The sequence below is a fragment of the Endoryza foliicola genome (genome assembly GCF_050589245.1).
Taxonomy (GTDB): domain Bacteria; phylum Bacteroidota; class Bacteroidia; order Chitinophagales; family Chitinophagaceae; genus Endoryza; species Endoryza foliicola.
Genome location: NZ_JBOBEW010000009.1, coordinates 181767 through 204099 on the forward strand (window position 1 = coordinate 181767; position 22333 = coordinate 204099).

Here is a 22333-nt window from a genome sequence, read left to right on the forward strand (position 1 = left end):
TTCTTACTTGTAAATTATCAGGGTGTTTTTCCACAACGCAATACGCCTGCTTTGGCTCTTTGGTCGAGGGAGTTTTTGTAGTCGTGATTATCCATATCAAGGCATTCTTGATACCATTTAAGCGCTTCTGTAAGTTGCCCTCTAGCCTCGAACAGCATTCCTAATTGAAGGGCAGAACGTGCGGCAAAATATTCAGTTCTTTCTCGGCCTTGTTGAATGGCCAATTTGTAAAAGGGGATGGCTTCTTCGGTGCGCCCCAATTCGTCGTAAATTCTCGCTACCCTGTAATTGAATTCAATTTGATCTACCGTGTTTTTGAAGTCGGTGTATCGCTTCCCAAACAATAAACGCAATGCTTCCATATAATAGCCCCCATCGGAATAGAGACGCGCTTTCAATAGCAATGGATCAGGCCATTTTGGATTGGAAGCTTGCTTTTGGGCTTGTTTGTCGGCCTCTGCGGCCAATGAACCTCTTCGTAACACTTCCAGTCTATACTTTTCTGCTTTAGCAGTATTGCCATTCAAGTAATAATACCAGCTGATTTTTAACAACACGTCTTTAATATAGTATTTCCCTTTAAACTGGGTAGCGTACTTCTCCAAATGATTTACTGCGTCTATATCTAAGTGATAGAGCTTTGCATATCCTTCTTCAAAATCCCATACCAAAGTAGGTAAGTATTCCCGACTGTTCTTTCGTTGCTGAATCAATTTTAACGCAATATCTGCGTGTTGGGTGTTGAGGTGTAAGTTAACGGCTAAATAAAGCAGCAATTGGTTGAAAGGGTATTTCTGTAGTTCTCTCTGAATAGAATTAAAGATCTCTTTTCGGTCATTCAGAATATAATACTTTAAATAAAATTGATAAAACAGTCCTTCCTCCCGAAAGAGTTGCGACCATTCATCTGTTGCATTTAAAACCTTGTTCATTTGAGCCATCCCGTCTGATACGGTTCCTTTGATTCCCATAAGATTGGCCAACCATTTGTAGCCATCGGGTATGGTTCCTGCAGCCACTTGCATGGCTCCTCTAAATAACGTGTTGGGAAGAAATGCCGGGAAGCTTTTTTGATTTTCCTTGAAATTCAGAAAAGCGGCACGAAATGAAAGCCCTGCACTCCAATTGTGATCAAACTTCGCTTCAACGGCGGCTGTTTGAAATTGTACCAATGCACGGGAAAAAAGATACCAAGGATCGTCTTCGGGGCCATCTTCCAATTGATCCAATCTATCTTCAAACAAGGGGAACCTTTTCTTATATACTGCCGGATCTTCATTCAAAAACAAGTCGTAAAAATCGATGTAGTTTTCGAGTAAAACGGGAATGAGGTTATTGGGATTGATCCGTTGCTCGTTAGTCAATAGTAGTTTGGCATACTCCGTTCTTAGAGAAACGATAGCAGTGTATGCTTCTTTACAATTGGCATTGAATTCGAAGCGCTTTTGAGCTGAAGCATTCAGCACACAGAACAACACTGAAACAGTAAGCAGGAGTACCTTTCGCATGAATGGTACAAAGATAGGGATTCTTATAAAGCAGCAAGATCTCGCCAATGGCGAGATCTTGATAGTTGTTTTCGAATGATGTACTATTTCGTTAAATCGAATCTTGACAGCAGTACTTTGTCTCCTTTCAAAGTTTCACTTAAGTATATAAGGTATTTACCCAAGCGGAGTACGTTTTTATCCGGCATCAAATAGTATTTGCGGTTTTCATCTTCACCCAATACTTTGAAATCACTGGCTTTTTTAGTAGCAGCATCAATTACACCGTATTGAATGGTATAGAGCGGTGTGTAAGTAGTGCTAACAGTAGTGGTACGAGTACCGGCGAAGAAGTTGTAGTCGGTATCGATATCGGTATCTTTATCGATGGCCTTACACATGGTAATCATCCAATAGATCTTCTTTCCATCCGGAGATTCGTACACATCCGAATTGGCCGGAAACTGATCGGGTGTCAATCCACTACTGAACATTCCCAATCCTTTTTTACGATCCAACTCTACACCATAGTTTCCAATGAACTTACCGTCGGCTCCAAATTGAAGCATGAACAATCCTTTGTAAAGTCTGGAACCTTTGTTGCCGCCAATGCGATCAAGCTTAAAGTCTTGTCCATGTACAAATACATGATGGTTAGAAAGGATTCCGATACCGGTAGTGATGAAACGTTTTCCGTCGAACTCTACTTCACGTTTTTGTCCTTCGGGTTTGATGTTTTTCTTATTGATGTCGTCAATGCTTGGAGCATCAATGAATTCAAGTTTGCCTTTTGATAATTTTCCCACTTGGAAGTTAGAGTATTTCATTTCATCCAAGCGTGCGTCAATTTGTTCTTGTGTAACTTGAGTAGCTTCACCGCCTATTCCTTTGAATCCGCCAAGCAACCCACCTTTTTCATCAGGGTCATCGTTCGACGTATTTTCAATTAATGGACCCTTGAAAATTTCATTGCTGTTTTTATTCTTATCGATACCGGGACCATACAAATACACTTCTCCGTCTTTCTGGAAAGCTCCAAGTAATCTCCAACCTGCAACAGGCACTGTGAAATCATATTTTTCTACTAGATCTCCGGTACTGGTAAATCGGCAAAAAGTATAGGTTTTGGGATCCCCTTCTACTTTACCAAATCCGGCACCACCAAAAGGAGCAAATACCACCACCCAATCGCGGGGCTTGTCGTCGAGGGTTTCAGGATCTTCGTCTTCTAGGGGAGTAGATAGAATGGGAGCTTTTGCCGTTTCAAAATTAATGTCTACTTTTTTAGTGATGTTTACATTGCCGTCGGCTTGAATGATTTGATAATTGAGGTAAGATTTGATCATATCTCTGCCATCTTTCACTCCTGCTACCACATTGATATAGCCTTCCGGATCGTTTTCGTAGAAGCCACCACGGAACATATAACGGTTACCGGTACTTTCATCTTTGGGTTTTACTTTATTCCCCATGATGACTCTTTTTGCATAACCCCCGCGAAGCCAGCTCCATTTGTAGCGAATGATTTTCTCACGGAATACCATTTCGCCTTTTAAATTCGTACGAACATAGAGGCTCTTGGTTTCATAGGTCTCCCCTTTGAACTTGAACCACTTGTATTTCTTCTTTACTTTTTCAATTTCGTCTTCTTCTTTTTCTTTCTTTATTAGGTTGAGGTTTGCATCGTAGAAATAATGCTCTACAATTACTTTAGAGTTTGTTGATTTCAACACATAAATGAGATCAAATTGTTGATTGGCATCGTCAACAACAATTTGTCCGAGATAGCCTTTTCGGGCTTTTCTTGAAATTTCATGATCTTTTTCCAATACTTCCATTTGAGCGGAAACTTGATTGGAGAAAAGAGTGAGCAAGGCGAGGCATAAGACGCCTAGGAAGGGGTTAACAGGTTTGCGCATAGAGCTAATAATTTGCTTCAAATCTATTGGTAGAAGAGAAGTGAGGGAATACCCTCTGGGGGGTATTTTTGACCACAAAGGTGAGGAAGTTTAGGAAGGGGCGCGAATTGACTGCCTAAGAATTGGAACCGCAGCAGTATAAAAAAAGCCGGTGCAAGTGCACCGGCTCTATAGATAGATAGTCAGCTTTTCGGTTATTTTACTTCAACGCTGTCGAACAAATCGCGGTCAACCAATACACGACCACAGTTTTCGCAAACGATGATCTTTTTGCGTTGACGGATTTCGCTTTGACGTTGAGGAGGGATAGCATTAAAGCAACCACCACAAGAATCACGCTCAACCGGAACAACAGCCAAGCCATTGCGGTAGTTTTTGCGGATGCGGTTGAAAGAAGTCAACAAACGCTCGTCTACTTTCTTGCTTGCTTCAGCAGAAAGCTCAGCGAAGTGCTTTTCTTCTTTTTCAGTAGAAGCGATGATTTTTTCGAGTTCTCCTTTCTTTGTACCGAGAACACCTTCTTTTACAGCAAGATTTTTCTTTGCTTTTTCAAGTACTACTACTTTATCAGCAATTTCTTCATTCGCGTCTTTGATATGCTTTTCAGCCAGTTTCATTTCCAGCTGTTGCATTTCCATTTCTTTATTGATGGCTTCAAACTCGCGACTGTTCTTTACATTCTCGCTTTGCTTTTCGTATTTTTTTACCAGTGCTTCAGCTTCTTTGATCAAATTTTTCTTTTGAGCAATGAACTCTTGAATACCGTTGATTTCTTCCTCAATACGAGTTTGACGAGCATGCAAACCCTGGATCTCGTCTTCGAGATCACTCACTTCCATTGGAAGTTCGCCTTTCAGAATTTGAATCTCATCAATTTTAGATTCGATTTTTTGGAGTGCGACTACCGAAGAGAGTTTTTCTTCTACGGAGTATTCTTTTACTGTACTCATAGTTAGAAATAATAATAAACCGGGTTAGTGTTTTGAACCGATTTAAGGACGGCAAAGTTAGGAAATTTTTGCTGCAAAACATCAGTTAGCCAATCTCTTGTAAACTGTTCGCTCTCAAAATGGCCAATATCGCACAAAAGCATCCGCCCGTCGGCTTCAAAAAACTCGTGATATTTTAAGTCGGCGGTTACAAAAACGTCGGCCTTCACCGCTAATGCCTTGTTAATCAAGAAACTACCAGCACCCCCACAAACGGCTACTTTCTGCACCGTACCCGGAAGCAGTTGGGTATGACGAATAAGGCTCAATCCAAACTGATTCTTCAAAACTTGCAAAAAATCTGCGGAATTCACCGGTTTGGGTAGTTTTCCGACAATTCCTGACCCAATTTTGGAATAAGCATTTTCCAATTGATACAGGTCGTAAGCGATTTCCTCATACGGGTGAGAAATCTTCAAAGCCGCCAAAACGGATCGTTCGTTGCCCACTTCGTATACCGTTTCCAATTTCACCTCCGCTTCTACATGTCGTGATCCAACCGACCCTACATAAGGTTGTGCACCTTGCCCGGCTTTAAAGGTTCCTGAACCGGCAGCGAAAAAACTACACTCGGTATAATTACCAATGGAACCCGCACCGGCTGCAAACAAAGCATCTTGAACAGCACCAACATGAGTTTGAGGTACATAAACCGATAGTTTTCGCACTGTATTGGGCTTCGGATCCAAAACTGAACGTTCCACCAATCCAAGTTTATTCGCAATGGTTGCATTTACACCTTCAATTACATTATCCAAATTGGTGTGAATAGCATAGATCGCCAGTTTGTTCTCAATGGCTTTGATGAGCAAGCGTTCAACATAATTCGCACCCGTCAATCGCTTCAATCCTTTAAAAATAAGCGGATGGTGTGCTACAATTAAATTGACGTTTCTTGAAAGGGCTTCTTCCATTACAGCTTCTGTAACATCGAGCGTACAAAGTACACCGCTACAATCCCAATCATAGCTTCCGGTGAGCAATCCACTGTTGTCGTACGACTCCTGGTACATCGGAGGCGCTTTCGCTTCGAGTTCTTGAACGATGTCGATTATTTTCATGGGGCAAAGGTAGGAAGAGGGAGAGAATTAAGAATTAAGAGTTAAGAATTAAGAATTGAACAGCCGGGGTAATTAATAATTAATAAGTAATAATTAATAATGGAACAGCCGGAATACAAGAGGGAGGATGAGAGGAGCGAGGAAAGAGGAAGGTGAGAAAGAACAGGGAGAATAACAGGGGGAGTAAATTAATAATTGATAATTAAGAATTAATAATGAAACAGTCGGAATACAGGAAGGAAGAGGGAAGGAGGAGGCTGGTTTTGCGAAGCAAAAGCAGTCCCGCAGGCGATAGCCGTTGCGGGAAAGGAGGAAAAACAGAGAGACTGCCAGCGCTGCGTTTTAGCTGCGCCGCAGCAGGAAAAAACAATACAAAAGAGCAAGGAAATTCTCTACGACTTCTTTGCGCTCGTGGCGTTCTCTGCGGTGAAGCCTAAAGCCTAACCACCTAAAGCCTAAGGCCTAACGCCTACTTCCACAATCCCAACAACTGAAACGGAGCCCAATAATAAGGATCTTCGTAACCGGGTTGATTCTTAAGATAGATTTGCGCCTCTTGCAATGCCTTCACTTTGTCCATTGTTTTCAAATTCTCATAAAAACGATCCACCAACATTCGAGTTGCTTTATCATCAACCTGCCACAGCGTTGCTATTACAGTGGGAACACCCATTTCAATAAAGGCTGAGGCCGTGCTGATAGGCCATCCTTCTGCTACTTCACGAATCACCGCTGTTTCACAGGCTGATAGTGTTACCAATCGAAAACGATTGATGTCGGTCATTGACATGATCTGAGCAATGGTCAGTTTCCCATCGTCTTTAGCAGTGGGATCAGGTGCTAAAACCAAGTAAGAATTATCGGCATTTGCATAGTCCAATATACCATGCGTAGCAAGGTGGAGAATGTTAAACCCATCTTTATTGCCCAACACATTTTTCTTGGTGGCATCTTCACGAACATAAATTACAGTTTGAGGCATCTTCGACTGCAAGCCTTTTACTTCTTCTTCAGCTTGTGGTAACGATTTATCGGCATTTCCAACTGCTAATACTTTGAATGTGTTGATGGGCTTCGACTTTCCGCTAGTGATGGTTGAAAACTTATTCACATAAAACAACTGCTTCATCTCCCCGAAATAGGTCTTCTTGCCATTATCATTAGACGCCAGCAATGCGTCGAAAGGAACAAAACACAAGAATCCACTAGGTACGATGGCGATGCGCTCTTTTGATTTCAAATCTTGCATCAGGGGCCCGATCAATACACTGTACAACTCAGCTGCCAAAGCATCTTTTTCCCCGGGTGCAGGCGGTGCAACCGTATTGGCACCGGCACTTACCTTACCACCTCGAACATCATTAGAACTTTTTGTTGACTTCGCCTGAACTTCATAAAAGCGGCGGATTTTCGCTTGTAATTTGTTACGATCTAATGGAATATCTTTTACAAAAATGGTATCTGTACTCACAACAAACACACTGAGTTCTTGATCTGTTACCAAGTAACTTACCACGGCAACATCTTCAGGAATATCCTCCCGTTCGGCCATGAATTGCGCCGGATCCACTTTTTTGAATGCTTGCAAATTGGGATACTTTACTTTCAAATCGGTTACATAAGCTTGGTATTGCTCTGCAGCCACTGAACGCATTTGTTCCAATTGAGCTAATTGTTCTTTGTGCTGAAGGTTGTCGGCTTTCGACCTTTCCTTAGCAATAGCTGCGTCATAATAAGCTTGTTGTTTGCGCAATTCTTTCTCCTTTGCGGCTGCTGCGGCTGTTGCAGCATCATCGTATTTCGCTTCCTCTGCTTTTAATCGAATATTGATATTCTCGGCGTTGGCTTTTTCCATATAAACCAATGCTTCTTGAACCTTCCCTTGTTTTTTCAAGTAGAAAATCATCTTCTGGTATAGTTCTACTATACTTTCATCACTGGCGAATATTTTGGTTGCATCTTTTCCCGTTAACTTACTCTTGATCTGTTCAATCTCCAAAATTGACTTGCCCAAATAATCCAACCCTTGTTGGTTCTTGTTTTCTTCAAATGAGATATCAGCCAATGTTGAAAGTGATTTCCATGCATATTTTTTGTAGCCGATGGCATTCGAAAGTTCGATTGAGTTAGTTAATTTGGCTTTCGCATCGTCGAACTTCTTTTGCTTGTACAACATTCTTCCCCAGCTTTCCAATAATTGCACTTGAAGCTTCTTCTCTCCTCCTATCTTCAAAGCCGAATCAGCAGATACGAAACAAGCGGCAGCTTTCTCATACTCTCCTTTCTCACTATGTAAACGACCCAAAATGGTATAAGAAATGTATACTTCTCTATTGTTCTTCTGTGCAAATGCCATGTCTACAGATTCTTTCAACCACTTGTAGGCTGTATCGTATTTTTTCAAATCAACATATACTTCACCGATATTGCTCTTGATGAGTGCTTGAAAAGCAGGGTCGTCGTTGTTTTTATCAAGCATCGACTTTACTTGATCAAATTTCTTCAACGCCTGCGTGTAATCGTGTTGGAAATAATAAATGGTACCGATGTTATTTAACAAACTGATTCTAGGCTTTGAAAGCTTCAGAACATTGTAAATACTATCAGATTTATAATAGTAGTTCAAAGCTTCTTCGTATTCACCTTGATCGTTCTTAATATTGGCTTGATCGGAATAGACAGCCGCTATGCCCCATGGGTTTTCTTTTTCTTTGTAGATCTTGAGTACTTCTTCAATTTTAGTCATCGCCATTTTGAAATCACCCGATGTGGAATAGTAACCGCTTAATCCATACAAACCGTCTGCAATGCGGTAAGCATTTTTAATACGAGTACCAATTGCATACACAGAATCGAACTGTTGTTTAGCATTTTCAAAATCCCCTCTATAGTTATAGTAATAGCCAAAATTATTGTACATCACCGCGAGGTTCTCGAGATCACCAAGGGCTTTGTATTTTGCTAAACTGTTGTCGTAGTAAAGCTTTGCGCTATCGTACTGATTTAGGAAAGAATACAAAAGCCCGATCTTTTGTTGTGCAAAAGCAATATTCGATTCACTGGAAGTATTTACTGCCATGGAGAGTGCTTTCTTGTATTTGTTTAAAGCAGCTTTGAAATCTTCCCGCAGCATTTGTTCCACTCCGGCTTGAGAGCAGTAGGTATAAATCAATCCGGTTTGATCATTGATGTCTGTTTGAATTCTTTCTGTTTGATTGTAGAACCCGGAAGCTGTTTCGTATTGTTGTTGTTCGTAGTAAAGATCGCCAATAGCAGAAAGTGTGCTGGCCTCTTTGTTTCTATCTTTCATCAACCGATAGTTGCTCAATACTTCGTTGTAATAAGACAAAGCTTTGGTATAGTCTTTATTCAATTTATATTGAGAGGCGATGTCTTCTAATAATTCACTGTAAGATAGTTTGTCGTCAATTTGTTTGTATAAATCGAGGGCCTTTTGATAAGTCTCCATACTTTTTGCTGCGTTTCCGCTTTCTTTGTACAAGGCTGCCATTTTCTTCCAACTATAAGCTGCACCTTTGTTGTTTCCTGCTTTTGTTCTCAATTCAATGGCTTTTGCATGAGCTGCAATGGCACTATCGAAAGATCCCAAACTCCAGAGCACCTGCCCCATATTCGACATGGAGAATCCTGCATCGTCTGTTTTTCCGGATCTTGTATGGTAGTCGTAAGCAAGTGAATATTTTTGATAAGCATCGCGGTAGTTACCCAATTTGCTCATCAAGAAGCCTTGATTATCGAGTGCGTCACCTTGTGCTTCAATATCACCCAGTGCTTTTTGAGCAGTCAATTCTTTTTCATAGAAGGTTGCAGCAATGGCATATTCTCCCATTTTCTCGTAACTTTTTCCTAAGTGCTGAAACAAATACGCGCGCTGCTTTTTACAATCAAGATCAGTGGCACCTTCTAATACTTTCACTCCTTTCTCATATGCAAGTATGGCTTCTTTGTATTTACTGCGTTTTTGAAAAGTTCCGCCAATTGCGTCGTATGAACGGGCAACCATATACCTCGCTTCATCCGAGGTGTCAGTTTCCAATCGTTTCAAGCGAAGGGCCAGTGCTTTTTCATGTACTTGCTGTGCTTCTTCGTATTTGTATTGGTCAGAATATTTTGAGGCGATGTTATTCAATGAAAAAGTGAGTCCGGTTTTATCTGTGCCCTTTTCAAAATAACTGATTGCCTTTTGATAGCTCACTAAAGCTTCGTCTATCTTTTTATCTTCTTCTAATATTCTTCCCCAGTTAAAGCTAGCCCAACCTAAATAGTCGGGCTCATTGAATACTTCTGCCACTTTAGAAATCAGGGGTGCATACAGGTAGGCTGTTTTAAGATCACCGGCTATGGCGGCATTTTGAGCATCTGTTAACCAATATTCGAAAAGAACATCTTTTATATCTTTCTCGTAAGTTTTGGCGATCAAGCGAATTTGGGCATCCGATTTTGCGGCAATCAAACTATCCATAATTTCATCGGAGCCCGGAGGAGCATTGTTCAAGAGCCAAGTGGCATAGGTTTCCGAAATCTTCCATTCTGTACCCATGTATTTGCCCGGGTAATTTCGAACAAAACCTAAAAAGGCTTTTAGATCATCAGGAGAAGACTTTCCCATGGCTTCCATCCAAGTAATTCCTCTGAAACGACCCCGTTTTATTTTCTCAGTGCTTTGATATTCGGGTTCGTCTTTGAACATGTCGTAGATTTCCTTTACAGAAAACAACAATTGATTGTAGATGTCAGTCTCCAGTTCTTTCGAATTGTAACGAAACACTGTTCGTGGATGTACAATTGGCTTTTTATTGTTATCAAGAAAGCGAATATTCAACAGGGTTATTTTCGAAAAGATATCACTTCTTTCAATTTTAGGTCCACGTACAGGAATGGATACCATATCATTGGAATAAATGGCATAAGTGCTATCGGTAGCACTTTTTAATACAATACGTACGATAGCATAATTCGGAAATACTTGTTCTACAACCGCTGTTCCCAATACCCTATTAGATCTATTATCTCCGGCCTTTATGTACTTTCCAACTGCGTTTCCTGAAGCGCCTGCGAAAACACCATCGTTGCTACCGGCATTTAAGGATGCGCGGTAAACTCCCGGTGTTCCGGCAGCTTTGATGGTTTCGATGGTTAAGTTTACGTTGAAGGTTTCTTCTTTATCTACTGAAGGAAAAGTATATACCACATCTTTATAGCGAGTAGCGTCATACAATCTTGAAAGATCTTGAAGGATGTATCCAATCATTTCACGATTGGCGATCTTTCTAAAATGGGAAAGAGATAGGTATAAATCATCGTGCGCTTTGGAGTACTCTTTTGCTTTTAACCACAAACCTGAGGCTCGATAGGAGGTGTTTGCCAAAAAAAGGAAATCGGGCTTTGCTTGCTTTCGCTCTTCTACCATTGCCGCATCCATGTTCTGCGCCGCTTTTTCAAACGTACCGGCGGAAGAATCCTTGGATGCTGCCGCCATCAAAGACTTTGCATTGGCACTGGTTTGCGCTTGCACGCAATATGCTGTGAAAAGTAGAAGCGTTAGGATCAAATACCGTTTCATGTTGCCTTTTTTAAGATCCTGAAAGTACGTTAATCTATGAGGCTACCCAATACCCGCCAGTACGTAAATTGAATAGAAATGGGCTTAAATGGTATTCCTGTTATAGATTTGCGCAAACTTTGTTTTATGAGTCAGGCAAGTCCCCATTATCAACAGTATGTAACGGAAATGAGAAAAATCGCGGATATCCGGTATGCTTCCGCTGTTTTGCAATGGGATCAGGAAACCTATTTACCCGCCAAAGGAGCGGATTTTAGAGGGCAACAAATTGCCACACTTAGCAGTCTGGCCCATGAGTTCTTCACTTCTCAAAAAATGGGGCAACTTTTAAAAACCCTTTCGGAAGAGGATGGTCTTACTGAGGACCAACGGGCCAATGTAGTTTTGAGTTTGCAAGACTACGAGCGCCATTCCAAGATCCCTACAGATTTGGTTGAACGGATGTCGGTAGCTGTGCACAAGAGTTTTCACAGTTGGATGAAGGGACGTCAAGAAAATGATTTTTCTGTTTTTGCTCCCGACCTTTCCGAAATCCTTCAATTAAAAAAAGAAGAATCGACCTTGTTGGGATATGAAAAGAATCCGTACGATGCACACTTAAACGATCATGACAAAGGATCATCGGTAGCATTGTTGGATCAAATATTCACCAACTTAAAACCTGCTTTGAAATCGATTTTAGACAAAATTCTTACGAAGCCGGAAGTTGAGGATGGCTTTCTTCGACAACATTTTCCTAAAAACCAGCAATGGGAATTTGGAATACAAGTTCTAAAGGATATGGGATACGATTTTGAAGCCGGACGTCAAGATGTTTCGGAGCACCCTTTTACTATCAATTTCAACAGCAAGGACGTACGCGTTACCACACGAATAGACGAGCAGGATTTTAGCAATATGCTTTGGAGTTGCATTCATGAGGGTGGACATGCGTTGTACGAACAAGCATTGCCTGAAGCGGAATATGGCTTACCATTGAGCGAAGCGGCTTCTTTTTCGGTACATGAATCGCAGTCGAGGTTATGGGAAAATCAAGTAGGAAGAAGCTGGGAGTTTTGTCAGCATTATTTTCCGATTTTAAAAGAGTTGTTTCCAAAGCAGTTTGCGGGAATTAGTACAGAGGAATTCTACAAAGCCATCAACAAAGTAAGCCCTTCGTTGATAAGAACGGAGGCTGATGAGTTGACGTATCATTTTCATGTGATGATTCGCTATGAAATTGAGAAGCTTTTGTTTGATGGCGCAATCTCGGTACATGATATTCCGGAATACTGGAATGCTCATTATGAGAGTTACTTGGGGGTAGCGGTTCCTGACCATAAGCGGGGCTGTTTACAAGACGTGCATTGGAGCCATGGAAGTTTCGGCTATTTCCCGACCTATTCTCTGGGAAGCATGTATGGGGCTCAATTCTATACGCAGGCAGCTACGGAGATTCCCTTATTATCCACATACATAAGAAATGGTAGCTTCCAACCGTTACTTCAATGGTTGAATGGGAAGGTCCATATCTGGGGTAGGAAGTACGATTCTGAAAGTTTATCATTGAAAATCAGTGGAAAAGGATTGGATCCTTCGATCTTCACAGCCTATTTACTTGACAAATACATGAATATTTATAATATTTAACCCTGAATAAGGAACCATGACCCGAGTTCTACCCTTTATTGCACTGATTTTATGCTGTACTTCCTGTAAAAAAGCCATTCAGGAACAGCAACAATCTATTGTTATGAAGGCCATTACAGACGGGAAATGGAAAGTGGAATATTATATGGAGGGGGCCAGCGACATCAGTAATCAGTTCGTCGATTTTCAATTTAAGTTTTATGAAGATGGAACCGTTATTGGAACGGACGGTAGTGTTACCAATGTGGGCACCTGGTCGGGAAATGTGAGCAATTATTCCATTACTAGTTTTTTTCAATCGGCCAGTGCTCCCGTATTCAAATTGAACGGAATATGGAAATTGACCGATAGTTACTGGGATTATGTAGAAGCAGAAATGAGTACAGATTCCGGTAAATCACTGTTACACTTAAGAAAGATACCATAATAGGTTTGTTGATACACATCCAATGGTCCTTGAATGTAAGCCTTGTCCGTTTACCTCATGTTCGCAGAAAGAAAGAATACTACCATTGGGTGTTTCCTGATATGTTTATTATTAGTGAGCACTGCAGTGCATGCGCAATTAAAAGCCGGTTTTACGGCCAATAAAACGCAGGGCTGTGCCCCACTTTTGGTTCAATTCACCGACACTTCTACAGGTACACCTACTAGCTGGAGATGGGATCTCGGCAACGGAACGATCTCTTTCTTACAAAACCCCGCCGCTACTTACTTTCAACCTGGGCGCTATACAATTAAACTGGTGGTTAAAACAGGTGCCGAAACCGATTCAATTGTTAAACAACAATACATTACTGTATTTGCGATTCCGAATATCAATTTTATTGCGAGCGACAGTATTGGATGCTATCCCTTGGGAGTTCAGTTTACAGATAGAACCGATCCGGCCGGCTCTCCAATTGCCAGCTGGCTCTGGGATTTTGGCGATGGTGATACCAGTTCATTACAGAATCCTCAACACGTATACACTACTCTCGGCAACTACAATGTTTCATTATTGGTAAAAAACATCAACGGTTGTACGAAGAGCTTAACAAAAAACAATTACATCAAACTACCTTACGGTGTAAAAGCAACCTTTACTGCAGGAGGTGCTACTACTTGTACGCCCCCCACTCCCATTCAATTTACCAATAATAGCAGCGGAACAGGAACTATAAGTTATCGTTGGGATTTCGGTGATGGCAGCAACTCAACACTGGTGAATCCAACTCATAATTATACTGCTGCCGGTTCATACAATGTTAGATTGATTGCTACTAATAACAATGGTTGTGCAGACACATTATTGATTCCAAATGCCATCAGCATTGGATCTGTATCAGCAAATTTTAGTTTGCCCTCACAAGCTTGCGCCGGTGCACCTGTAGCTTTCGTGAATAGCAGCAGTCCGGCACCCGGAACAGCAATTTGGACCTTCAGTGATGGCTCGGTGATCAATAGCATCCATGCAACAAAAGTGTTTCAAACCGGAGGAATTTATTCGGTTAAGCTATTGAGTGACTTTGGTGCATGTAAAGATTCTATCACTAAATCAATTACCATTTTAGATAAGCCGCTCGCTGCTGCAAGCAGTTCTGTACGATATGCCTGTAAACCACCTTTCACAGCCAACTTTACCAATTCAAGTACCGGCGCTATTTCATATAAATGGTATTTTGGTGATGGCGATTCATCAACACTCGCTGCCCCATCACATATCTATCAAAATTATGGAAGCTATTCAGTAGTCTTGATTGCCTACAACGCCAATGGATGTACTGATACGCTGAAACTCCCCAATTATATTCGAGTTGAAAAACCGATTGTAAAAATAACGGGAGTACCAATGGAAGGATGTTTACCGAGAACCTTAACCGCCGGTGTTGAAATTACAACACCTGTTACTATTGCTAGCTACCAATGGGACTTTGGGGATGGAGGTAGTTCAACTGCAGCCAACCCATCGTATACCTATACAAAAGCCGGCGTTTATACTGTACGGTTGATCTATTTTACGATTGATGGTTGTTCCGACACCTTGCAAGTGAATTCGGCTGTAAAAGTAGGTAATAAGCCGATCGTGAATTTTACCGCAACTCCCCAACAGGGATGTGCCTTCAAACCCATCAGTTTTAAGGATTTGAGCACAGGAGCACCGGGAGACCAATGGCTTTGGAGTTTTGGAGAAGGTGGTACTTCACCTGCTCAAAATCCACAATACATTTATCAAGACACCGGATATTTTAAGGTAAGCCTTGTGGTTACCAGTAATGGATGCTCCGATTCATTGAGCATTCCCAATTTCATTTATATCAAAGCACCCATTGCTCGTTTCCGTGATTCGCTGCATTGTTCGGATCGATTGACACGTTGGTTCAAGGACCTAAGCATTGATGCAAAAGAATGGTACTGGCAATTTGGCGATGGCAGCAGCTCTACTGATGCTAACCCTTCTCACAAATATGCGAGTCCGGGTCAGTATTTTGTAACCTTGACCGTTAAGAATGATACTTGCGAACACTCCTTAACACAGCAAGTTGTTGTGATAAATGAAGCCTCCGACTTTACAGCAGAAGACACAACAGTTTGCAAGGGAAGAGTCGTTCATTTTGAGGCTGCCAGTAGAAACAATCCTTTCGTAACCGAATACTATTGGAGCTTTGGAGATGGGCGCGAAGCAACCAGTGGTGCGCCAACCACCGTATATTATTCTAACGGAACCTACGATGTTCAACTGATTACAATTGATCGATACAGTTGCAGAGACACCACTGTCAAAACTCAATACATGCAGGTGTTCGGACCTACAGCGTCTTTTAGCGTGAACACACCACCCGTTTGTACCAATACCACCATTCATTTTACCGACGCTTCAACATCGGACGGAACCAACCCGTTGAAACGATGGATTTGGAATTATGGAGATGGTAAAATCGACACCCTTTTATCCGGGCCATTCAGTCATTTGTATTCAACTGCCGGCAATTACAATGTTCAGCTGATGGTTGAAGACACATTAGGTTGTTTGGATGTGAAAACGGTTTATGGTCAAATCTTGATTTCTAAACCCAGTGTCAATTTCAGCACTGCCGATACCCTTTCTTGCGTGGGAGCCGCGGTTCCCATTTTTAATGCAAGTTTTGGTAACGGGCCAATCTCCTATCAGTGGAGCTACGGAAATGGGTCGGGTTCAAACCAACAACAACCTGTTATTCGATATAATGCAGAAGGAAACTACACAGTTAAAGTAATTGCTACTGATGTATATGGATGTAAAGACTCGTTAGAGCGCATCAGTTATATTAGTATCAAGAATCCTGTAGCAGCACTAAAAGCAAGCGACACTTTGGCTACCTGCCCGCCCTTGGTAGTTAACTTTACCAACCAATCGTTGAACTTCAATAAGTTTGAATGGGATTTTGGCGATGCTACCGGTGCTATGATCAGCAATCCAATCCATTTTTACAATACACCGGGCGTGTTCAAATCAAAAATAATTGTTACCAGCCCTGGGGGCTGTACCGATACTGCGTTCCAAAACATCACTGTTAGGGGACCACAAGGTAGTTTCAACTATTCTGTATACGAAGGATGCGAACCCACTACCATTCCTTTTAAAGGGTTTACAAAGGATACGGTTACTTTTATCTGGGACTTCAATGACGGTTCGGTTATACAAACTAGTGACTCATTAGTAAATCATACATATAGTAGAATTGGTACCTATTTGCCTAGAATGATCTTACGTGACCCCGCCGGTTGTCAGGTGGTAGTTTCTGGTGTAGATACAGTGCATATTTATGGGGCAGCCGCTAAATTTGGGTTGAGCAGTCAAGTACTTTGTGACTCGGGATTCGTACAGTTTACTGACTCCACCATTTCAAATGACCTAGTAACGGGTAGAAAATGGAAATTCGGAGATGGCACCGAGTCGTCGGATTTAAACCCCAGCCACTTCTACAAAAAAACCGGAAATTACCCGATTCAGCTCATTGTAAATACGGCAAGAGGATGCAGTGATACGGCTAGCATTCAGTTCCCCATTTCTATAGTAAACAGTCCGAAAATAGATATAGTAGGCGATAGTTCAGGCTGTATCCCGAGCACCGCATCTTTTTCAGGTGTGATTACAGTGGCCGACACTTCTCAACTATCTTGGAATTGGGATTTTGGAAACGGGTTGGGCTCATCGATTCAAAACCCCACCGGTATTGTATATGGAACTGCCGGAACCTATTCGGTAAAACTGATCACGGTAAACAGCTCAGGCTGTGCTGATACTACCTTAAAAGTATTTCAGGCCCTCCCCGTTCCTGTTGTAGAAGCAGGGGCTGATTTAACGGCCTGTTTAAACAGTCCGGTACAGCTACAGGCTTCCGGAGCTACTACTTATCAGTGGACGCAAAATTCCAGTCTTTCGTGTACAAATTGTGCCGGCCCGCTTGCAATACCGCAACAAACCACACGTTATTATGTGCTGGGAACAAACGAAGTAGGGTGTTCGAAAACAGACTCGGTTTTGGTGAGGGTTCAACAGCCCCAAAAACTCAGTGCCAGTGCAGGGGATACGATATGTGTAGGGTCAGTGTTGCAATTGAACGCGAGTGGAACAGATCGCTACAATTGGTCGCCGTCTGCCGGATTAAGTGGGGTGAGTATTGCCAATCCAAAAGCGTCGCCAACCCTAACCACTGTTTACCAAGTAATTGGTGCAGATAGTAATGGTTGTTTCAAGGATACGGCGTATATTCCCATTCAGGTATACAACTATCCCAAAGTAGATCTTGGAGCAGACCTTCAACTATCGGTAGGAACTTCACTAACCTTGAAGCCAACCTATTCAAGCGATGTTTCAAAATATACCTGGACCCCGGCCATAGGATTGAGTTGCTCAGATTGCCCAACACCGATTGCACAGCCAAAACAAACGACTGTTTATAAATTGGAAGTCTCCAATTTAGGCTCTTGTACATCAAGTGATGAAGTAACGATCAATGTTTTTTGTAACAACGCAAATATTTTCGTACCCAATACATTTAGCCCCAACGGGGATGGCGCCAATGACGTATTCTATCCCAGAGGTCATGGTTTGTACATCATTCGTTATGTGAGGATATACAACCGTTTGGGAGAAGCTGTATTTGAAAAATCGAATTTCTTACCCAACGATATGAGTGCGGGTTGGAATGGAAGTTTCAAAGGAAAAGCGGCAGCCCAAGACGTATATGTATACACGATGGAAATTGTATGTGAAAACAATACTGTGATCAGGTATCACGGAAATGTATCACTAATTAGATAAGATTCATGAAATTGAGCAAGGATATAAATAGTATCAAACAATTCATTTCAAAGTTAGCAATCATGCTAACAATACTGCTTTTAATAAGCCGTAGTAATGCCTATGCTCAAGTACCGGTTGCTCAATTCACTGCAAATATTGTTTCGGGCTGTGCACCATTAGGCGTTCAATTTACCGATCAAAGTACCAATAACCCAACTTTCTGGAACTGGGATTTAGGCAATGGGCAATTGTCAACGGCCCAAAATCCGGTGGGAATTTATTCAACACCCGGAACCTATACTATCACACTTGTGGTGCGTAATTCAAACGGAACAGCCTCCATTACAAAAACAAACTACATCGTTGCGAACCCATCACCGGTTGCCGATTTTTCTACAGACAAAACGATTGCATGTCAACCTGCAGTAATTAAGTTTACAGATAAATCTACACCCGGAGCCGGAAGCATTGCCAGTTATGCTTGGGATTTTGGAGATGGCAATACTTCGAACCAAGCCAGTCCTACCCACTCATACACCAATCTTGGATTCTATAATGTTAACTTAACAGTTACCAGTACTACTGGATGCTCCAACAGTATTGGCAGGTACAATTATATTCGAGTGGTTTCGGGAGTTACCGCTGATTTCATTGTTCCTCCATCAACGTCTTGTAAAGCACCTTTTCCCGTTACACTAAGCAATCAAACCAGTGGACCCGGATCCATCACCTATAATTGGGACTTAGGGAATGCCACAACAAGCACTGCTTTCAATCCATCAACCGTTTATGCAACTGCGGGTACCTATACAATTAAGCTAACCGCTACGAGTGAATATGGATGTTCGGCAACTGTTCAGAAAACAACTACCATTAGTCCTATTACTACTGCTATTAACAGTCCGGATACTGCTTGTTTGAATTCCTATGTTTCTTTTCAAAATTCATCAAGCGCAACGCCTGTTTCTTCTATCTGGAATTTTGGCAATGGAAGTAGTTCATTTAATTTAAACGATTCTAGTTTGTACAGCACTGCAGGAACCTACACGGTGAAATTGGTAAACCAATACGCAAGTTGTGCTGATTCCATTACAAAGAATCTCGTGATATTAGCTCCTCCCACTATCAATTTCTCAACCCTTGATACGGCTGCATGTAAAGCTCCGCTCACAGTGAACTTTACAGATGCGACCGTTGGAGCAGCGGCATGGAATTGGAACTTTGGCGATGGAGGAACAGCGGTTGTTAAGAATCCATCACACATTTATGCGGCCAATGGCAACTACAATGTAACACTGACCGTTACTACTTCAAAGGGTTGTTCTAACACCTTAACTAAACCGGCCTATATTAAGATACAGAAGCCGATTGTTGGAATAAAGAATATCAATGTGGGCGGTTGCGTACCGTTTCTTTATTCTCCGCTTGATACGGTTCAAACAGTAGACCCGGTGATCTCCTATTTGTGGGATTTTGGCGATGGGTTTACCAGTACTGCAAAAACTCCTTCTCATAATTATACAACCACCGGAAAATTCACGGTTAAATTATACATCACTACCAAAGGCGGTTGCACTGATTCTGTTGTATATGTAAACGGAGTAAAAGTGGGAACACCTACCACGGCCAACTTTAGTGTAAGTGTGCCTAGCTCCTGCGCTAAAGATTCGGTGAGTTTTACGAATTTGTCGGGTACAGCAGATGAATGGCTTTGGGATTTTGGTGATGGAAGTACTTCTGCACTTCAAAATCCTAAACACTTATTTCAAGACACGGGCTATTTCAGCGTTAGCTTAGTAGCAATCAATCAAGGGTGTTCTACTGCTGTGACCAAAGCAAATGTGGTTCAAATTATTCCTCCGGTAGCTCGCTTTAATTTCAATGTAGATTGTACCAATAAAACACTGGTAAGTTTTGCAGATGCGTCGAAAGCTTCAACAGCCTATGGCCCTATAACATATGCTTGGAATTTTGGAGATCCGGGCAACAACACTTCTACCCTAAACAATCCAACGTTTAATTATCCGGCATTAGGAACCTATCAGGTTACATTAACCGTAACCAATGGATCCTGCACCAGCACAATCAAAAAAGTGGTTCGGTTGGTAGCTGAAGTAGCCGATTTCACCGTCAGTAAAACATTGATTTGTAAAAACGAATCGATCAATATTAATACAACTGCCAACATTGCTAATATTGCAAAATTTGAATGGTATTTCGATGGTGGACCGGCTGAACCGGCACCGGGAAATATCTCTCGTACCTTCACTACGGTTGGACCACATACCATTAAATTGGTGATTACTGCCGTAAGTGGTTGTAAAGATTCCATCACAAAAGTTAATGTAGTAACGGTAGAAGGACCTACTGCAGCTTTCTCAATTGGCAGCACACCGCCTTGTAAAGGAGCCGCTATCAATTTTACAGACAATTCTAGCGGAACCTTGCCAATAGTGCAATGGAAATGGGTTTGGGGTGATGGCAATACTCAAACGTACACAGCACCACCTTTCTCTCACTCTTATGCTGATACTGGGCGTTATCAAGTGAAGCTTATTATTACGGATAACTTGGGATGTAAAGATTCAATTACAAAAGGACCTCAGTTTGTAACGGCCCCTGTTGCCAACTTTGGATCGAAATATTTAAAAATATGCCCGGCAACGCCCATGCAGTTTACCGATTCTTCAAGGGGTTATGGCTTAACGTATAATTGGAATTTTGGGGATGGAGGATCTAGTACGGTAAAAAATCCTTCGTATCAATATGCAGGGCCAGATGCCACCTACTCGGTAAAGCTGGTGATTACAGATTCATTGGGCTGCAAGGATTCGATCACGAAAACAAATTATATAAATGTAATCAAGCCCAAACCGGCACTATCGGTTGTAAATGCCTCTTCTTTTTGTCCGCCTTTGGAAACCAAGTTCACTTTCTTAGGTCAAGATTATGAATCCTTCTATTGGAATTTTGGAGACGGAACAAGTAGCAATTTGGCAAACCCTAACCATTTCTATAATGCCTATGGCAGTTTCAATGCAAGGTTGGTATTAGTGGGGTATGGCGGTTGTTTAGACAGTGCCAGCACGCCTGTGAATGTTTACAATGCCAGCACGGCAACGGATATACAGATTACACCCACTCAAAGTTGTAATACCTTGTTGGCAAACTTTACCATAACGGCCCCTGCAAATGCGATTGCCAAATTATACTTTGGAAGTGGTGATGGTTATATAGACTCAAGTGGAACCAAGAGCTTTACCTATTTGTATAAAACAATTGGAACCTATGCTCCTTATCTTCAGATAAAAGACAGTTCCGGTTGTATTGCTTTCAGAAATGCCAACACTACCGTTAAAGTATTGGGAGCGCTACCTTTCTTCGGTGTAGACAAAAAGGAATTTTGTGATGTAGGAACGGTAAACTTTGGAAACTTTACTATCAAGAACGATCCTATTACATCAAGTGTTTGGGATTTTGGTGATGGCAATACCAGTACAGCCACCAACCCTACCCACACATATGTTGCACCGGGCAGGTACATTGTAAGTTTAAATGTTTCCACACAAGCCGGTTGCAACAGTTCAACTACTGATACCATAAATGTATATGCTACTCCAAAGCCCGCCATTAATGGTGATTCTATTTTATGTATCAATGAAACAGGGCAATTGCTCGTAAGCCTTCCAACGCCGGATCCGAATGCTACTTATTTGTGGAATTTAGGAGGAACTAATACTTCAACAATTATAAACCCTACGGTGAAATACGCTGCAGCGGGCACGTATTCAGTGAGCGTAAAAGCAACGAATAAACTGGGATGTATTGGTAATGCTACCAAATCAATTAAAGTAACGCCCAACCCTACTATTACTTTTAATGGCCCAATTACCCTACCAATTGGTACCACCGTTCCTATGCCGGTAAGCTATAGTGGACCGATGGCAAGTTATACTTGGTCACCGGATACGAATATTACATGTACCAATTGTGCAATACCTTCCATAATAGCAAAACGTAAAATAACTTATACGGTATCGGTAGTAGACAGTAATGGATGTACCGCAACCGGAAGTATATTGGTAAACGCACTTTGCAATGAAAAGAATTATTTCGTTCCCAATACATTTTCACCAAATGGGGATGGGGTGAACGACGTGTTCTATCCTAGAGGAGTTGGATTGGCAAGAGTACAAGTATTGCGCATCTTTAACAGATGGGGGCAAATGGTATTTGAACGTAAGGATTTTGACGCGAACGATGCTAGTAAAGGCTGGAATGGAACTATCAATGGAATAAAAGCTGATATCGACACGTATGTCTACTATGTAGAATTTGTTTGTGAAAACGCCGCGATCCTACCCTATAAAGGAAACGTAACATTAATCAGGTAAC

Annotated in this window: 9 protein-coding genes; 4 read left to right on the forward strand and 5 right to left on the reverse strand. The window is 41.7% G+C overall.

Annotated features, from left to right (window positions below; translation table 11 throughout):
- Positions 1–17 precede the first annotated feature (17 nt).
- From ACQ2HE_RS18820 to ACQ2HE_RS18840, 5 genes are all read right to left on the reverse strand, one after another.
- Positions 18–1508, reverse strand: a complete 1491-nt coding sequence (locus tag ACQ2HE_RS18820) for a tetratricopeptide repeat protein (protein WP_430900711.1) — start codon at positions 1506–1508, stop codon at positions 18–20.
- 83 nt (positions 1509–1591) lie between these two features.
- A complete protein-coding gene (locus tag ACQ2HE_RS18825) occupies positions 1592–3406 on the reverse strand; it encodes a hypothetical protein (protein WP_430900713.1) in 1815 nt (604 codons plus the stop codon).
- Between the two features lie 194 nt (positions 3407–3600).
- Complete coding sequence (locus ACQ2HE_RS18830) at positions 3601–4356, reverse strand: zinc ribbon domain-containing protein (RefSeq protein ID WP_430900715.1); 756 nt, start codon at positions 4354–4356, stop codon at positions 3601–3603.
- A gap of 2 nt (positions 4357–4358) precedes the next feature.
- Positions 4359–5456, reverse strand: a complete 1098-nt coding sequence (locus tag ACQ2HE_RS18835) for a Nif3-like dinuclear metal center hexameric protein (RefSeq protein WP_430900717.1) — start codon at positions 5454–5456, stop codon at positions 4359–4361.
- A 469-nt stretch (positions 5457–5925) separates the two neighbouring features.
- Entirely contained in the window at positions 5926–11040 is a 5115-nt protein-coding gene (locus ACQ2HE_RS18840; protein WP_430900719.1) for a CHAT domain-containing protein, read from the reverse strand.
- Positions 11041–11166: 126 nt separating this feature from the next.
- Between ACQ2HE_RS18840 and ACQ2HE_RS18845 the strand changes: the two genes are divergently transcribed.
- The 4 genes from ACQ2HE_RS18845 (at position 11167) to ACQ2HE_RS18860 (ending at position 22332) form a co-directional block, all read left to right on the forward strand.
- Entirely contained in the window at positions 11167–12669 is a 1503-nt protein-coding gene (locus tag ACQ2HE_RS18845) for a carboxypeptidase M32 (RefSeq protein ID WP_430900721.1), read from the forward strand.
- Positions 12670–12685: 16 nt separating this feature from the next.
- On the forward strand, positions 12686–13096 hold the full coding sequence (locus tag ACQ2HE_RS18850) for a hypothetical protein (protein ID WP_430900723.1): 411 nt from the start codon (positions 12686–12688) through the stop codon (positions 13094–13096).
- Between the two features lie 57 nt (positions 13097–13153).
- Positions 13154–17956: a PKD domain-containing protein gene (locus ACQ2HE_RS18855; RefSeq protein ID WP_430900725.1), complete on the forward strand. Its 4803-nt coding sequence runs from the start codon at positions 13154–13156 to the stop codon at positions 17954–17956.
- Between the two features lie 62 nt (positions 17957–18018).
- Entirely contained in the window at positions 18019–22332 is a 4314-nt protein-coding gene (locus ACQ2HE_RS18860) for a gliding motility-associated C-terminal domain-containing protein (protein ID WP_430900727.1), read from the forward strand.
- The last annotated feature ends 1 nt before the right edge of the window (position 22333 follow it).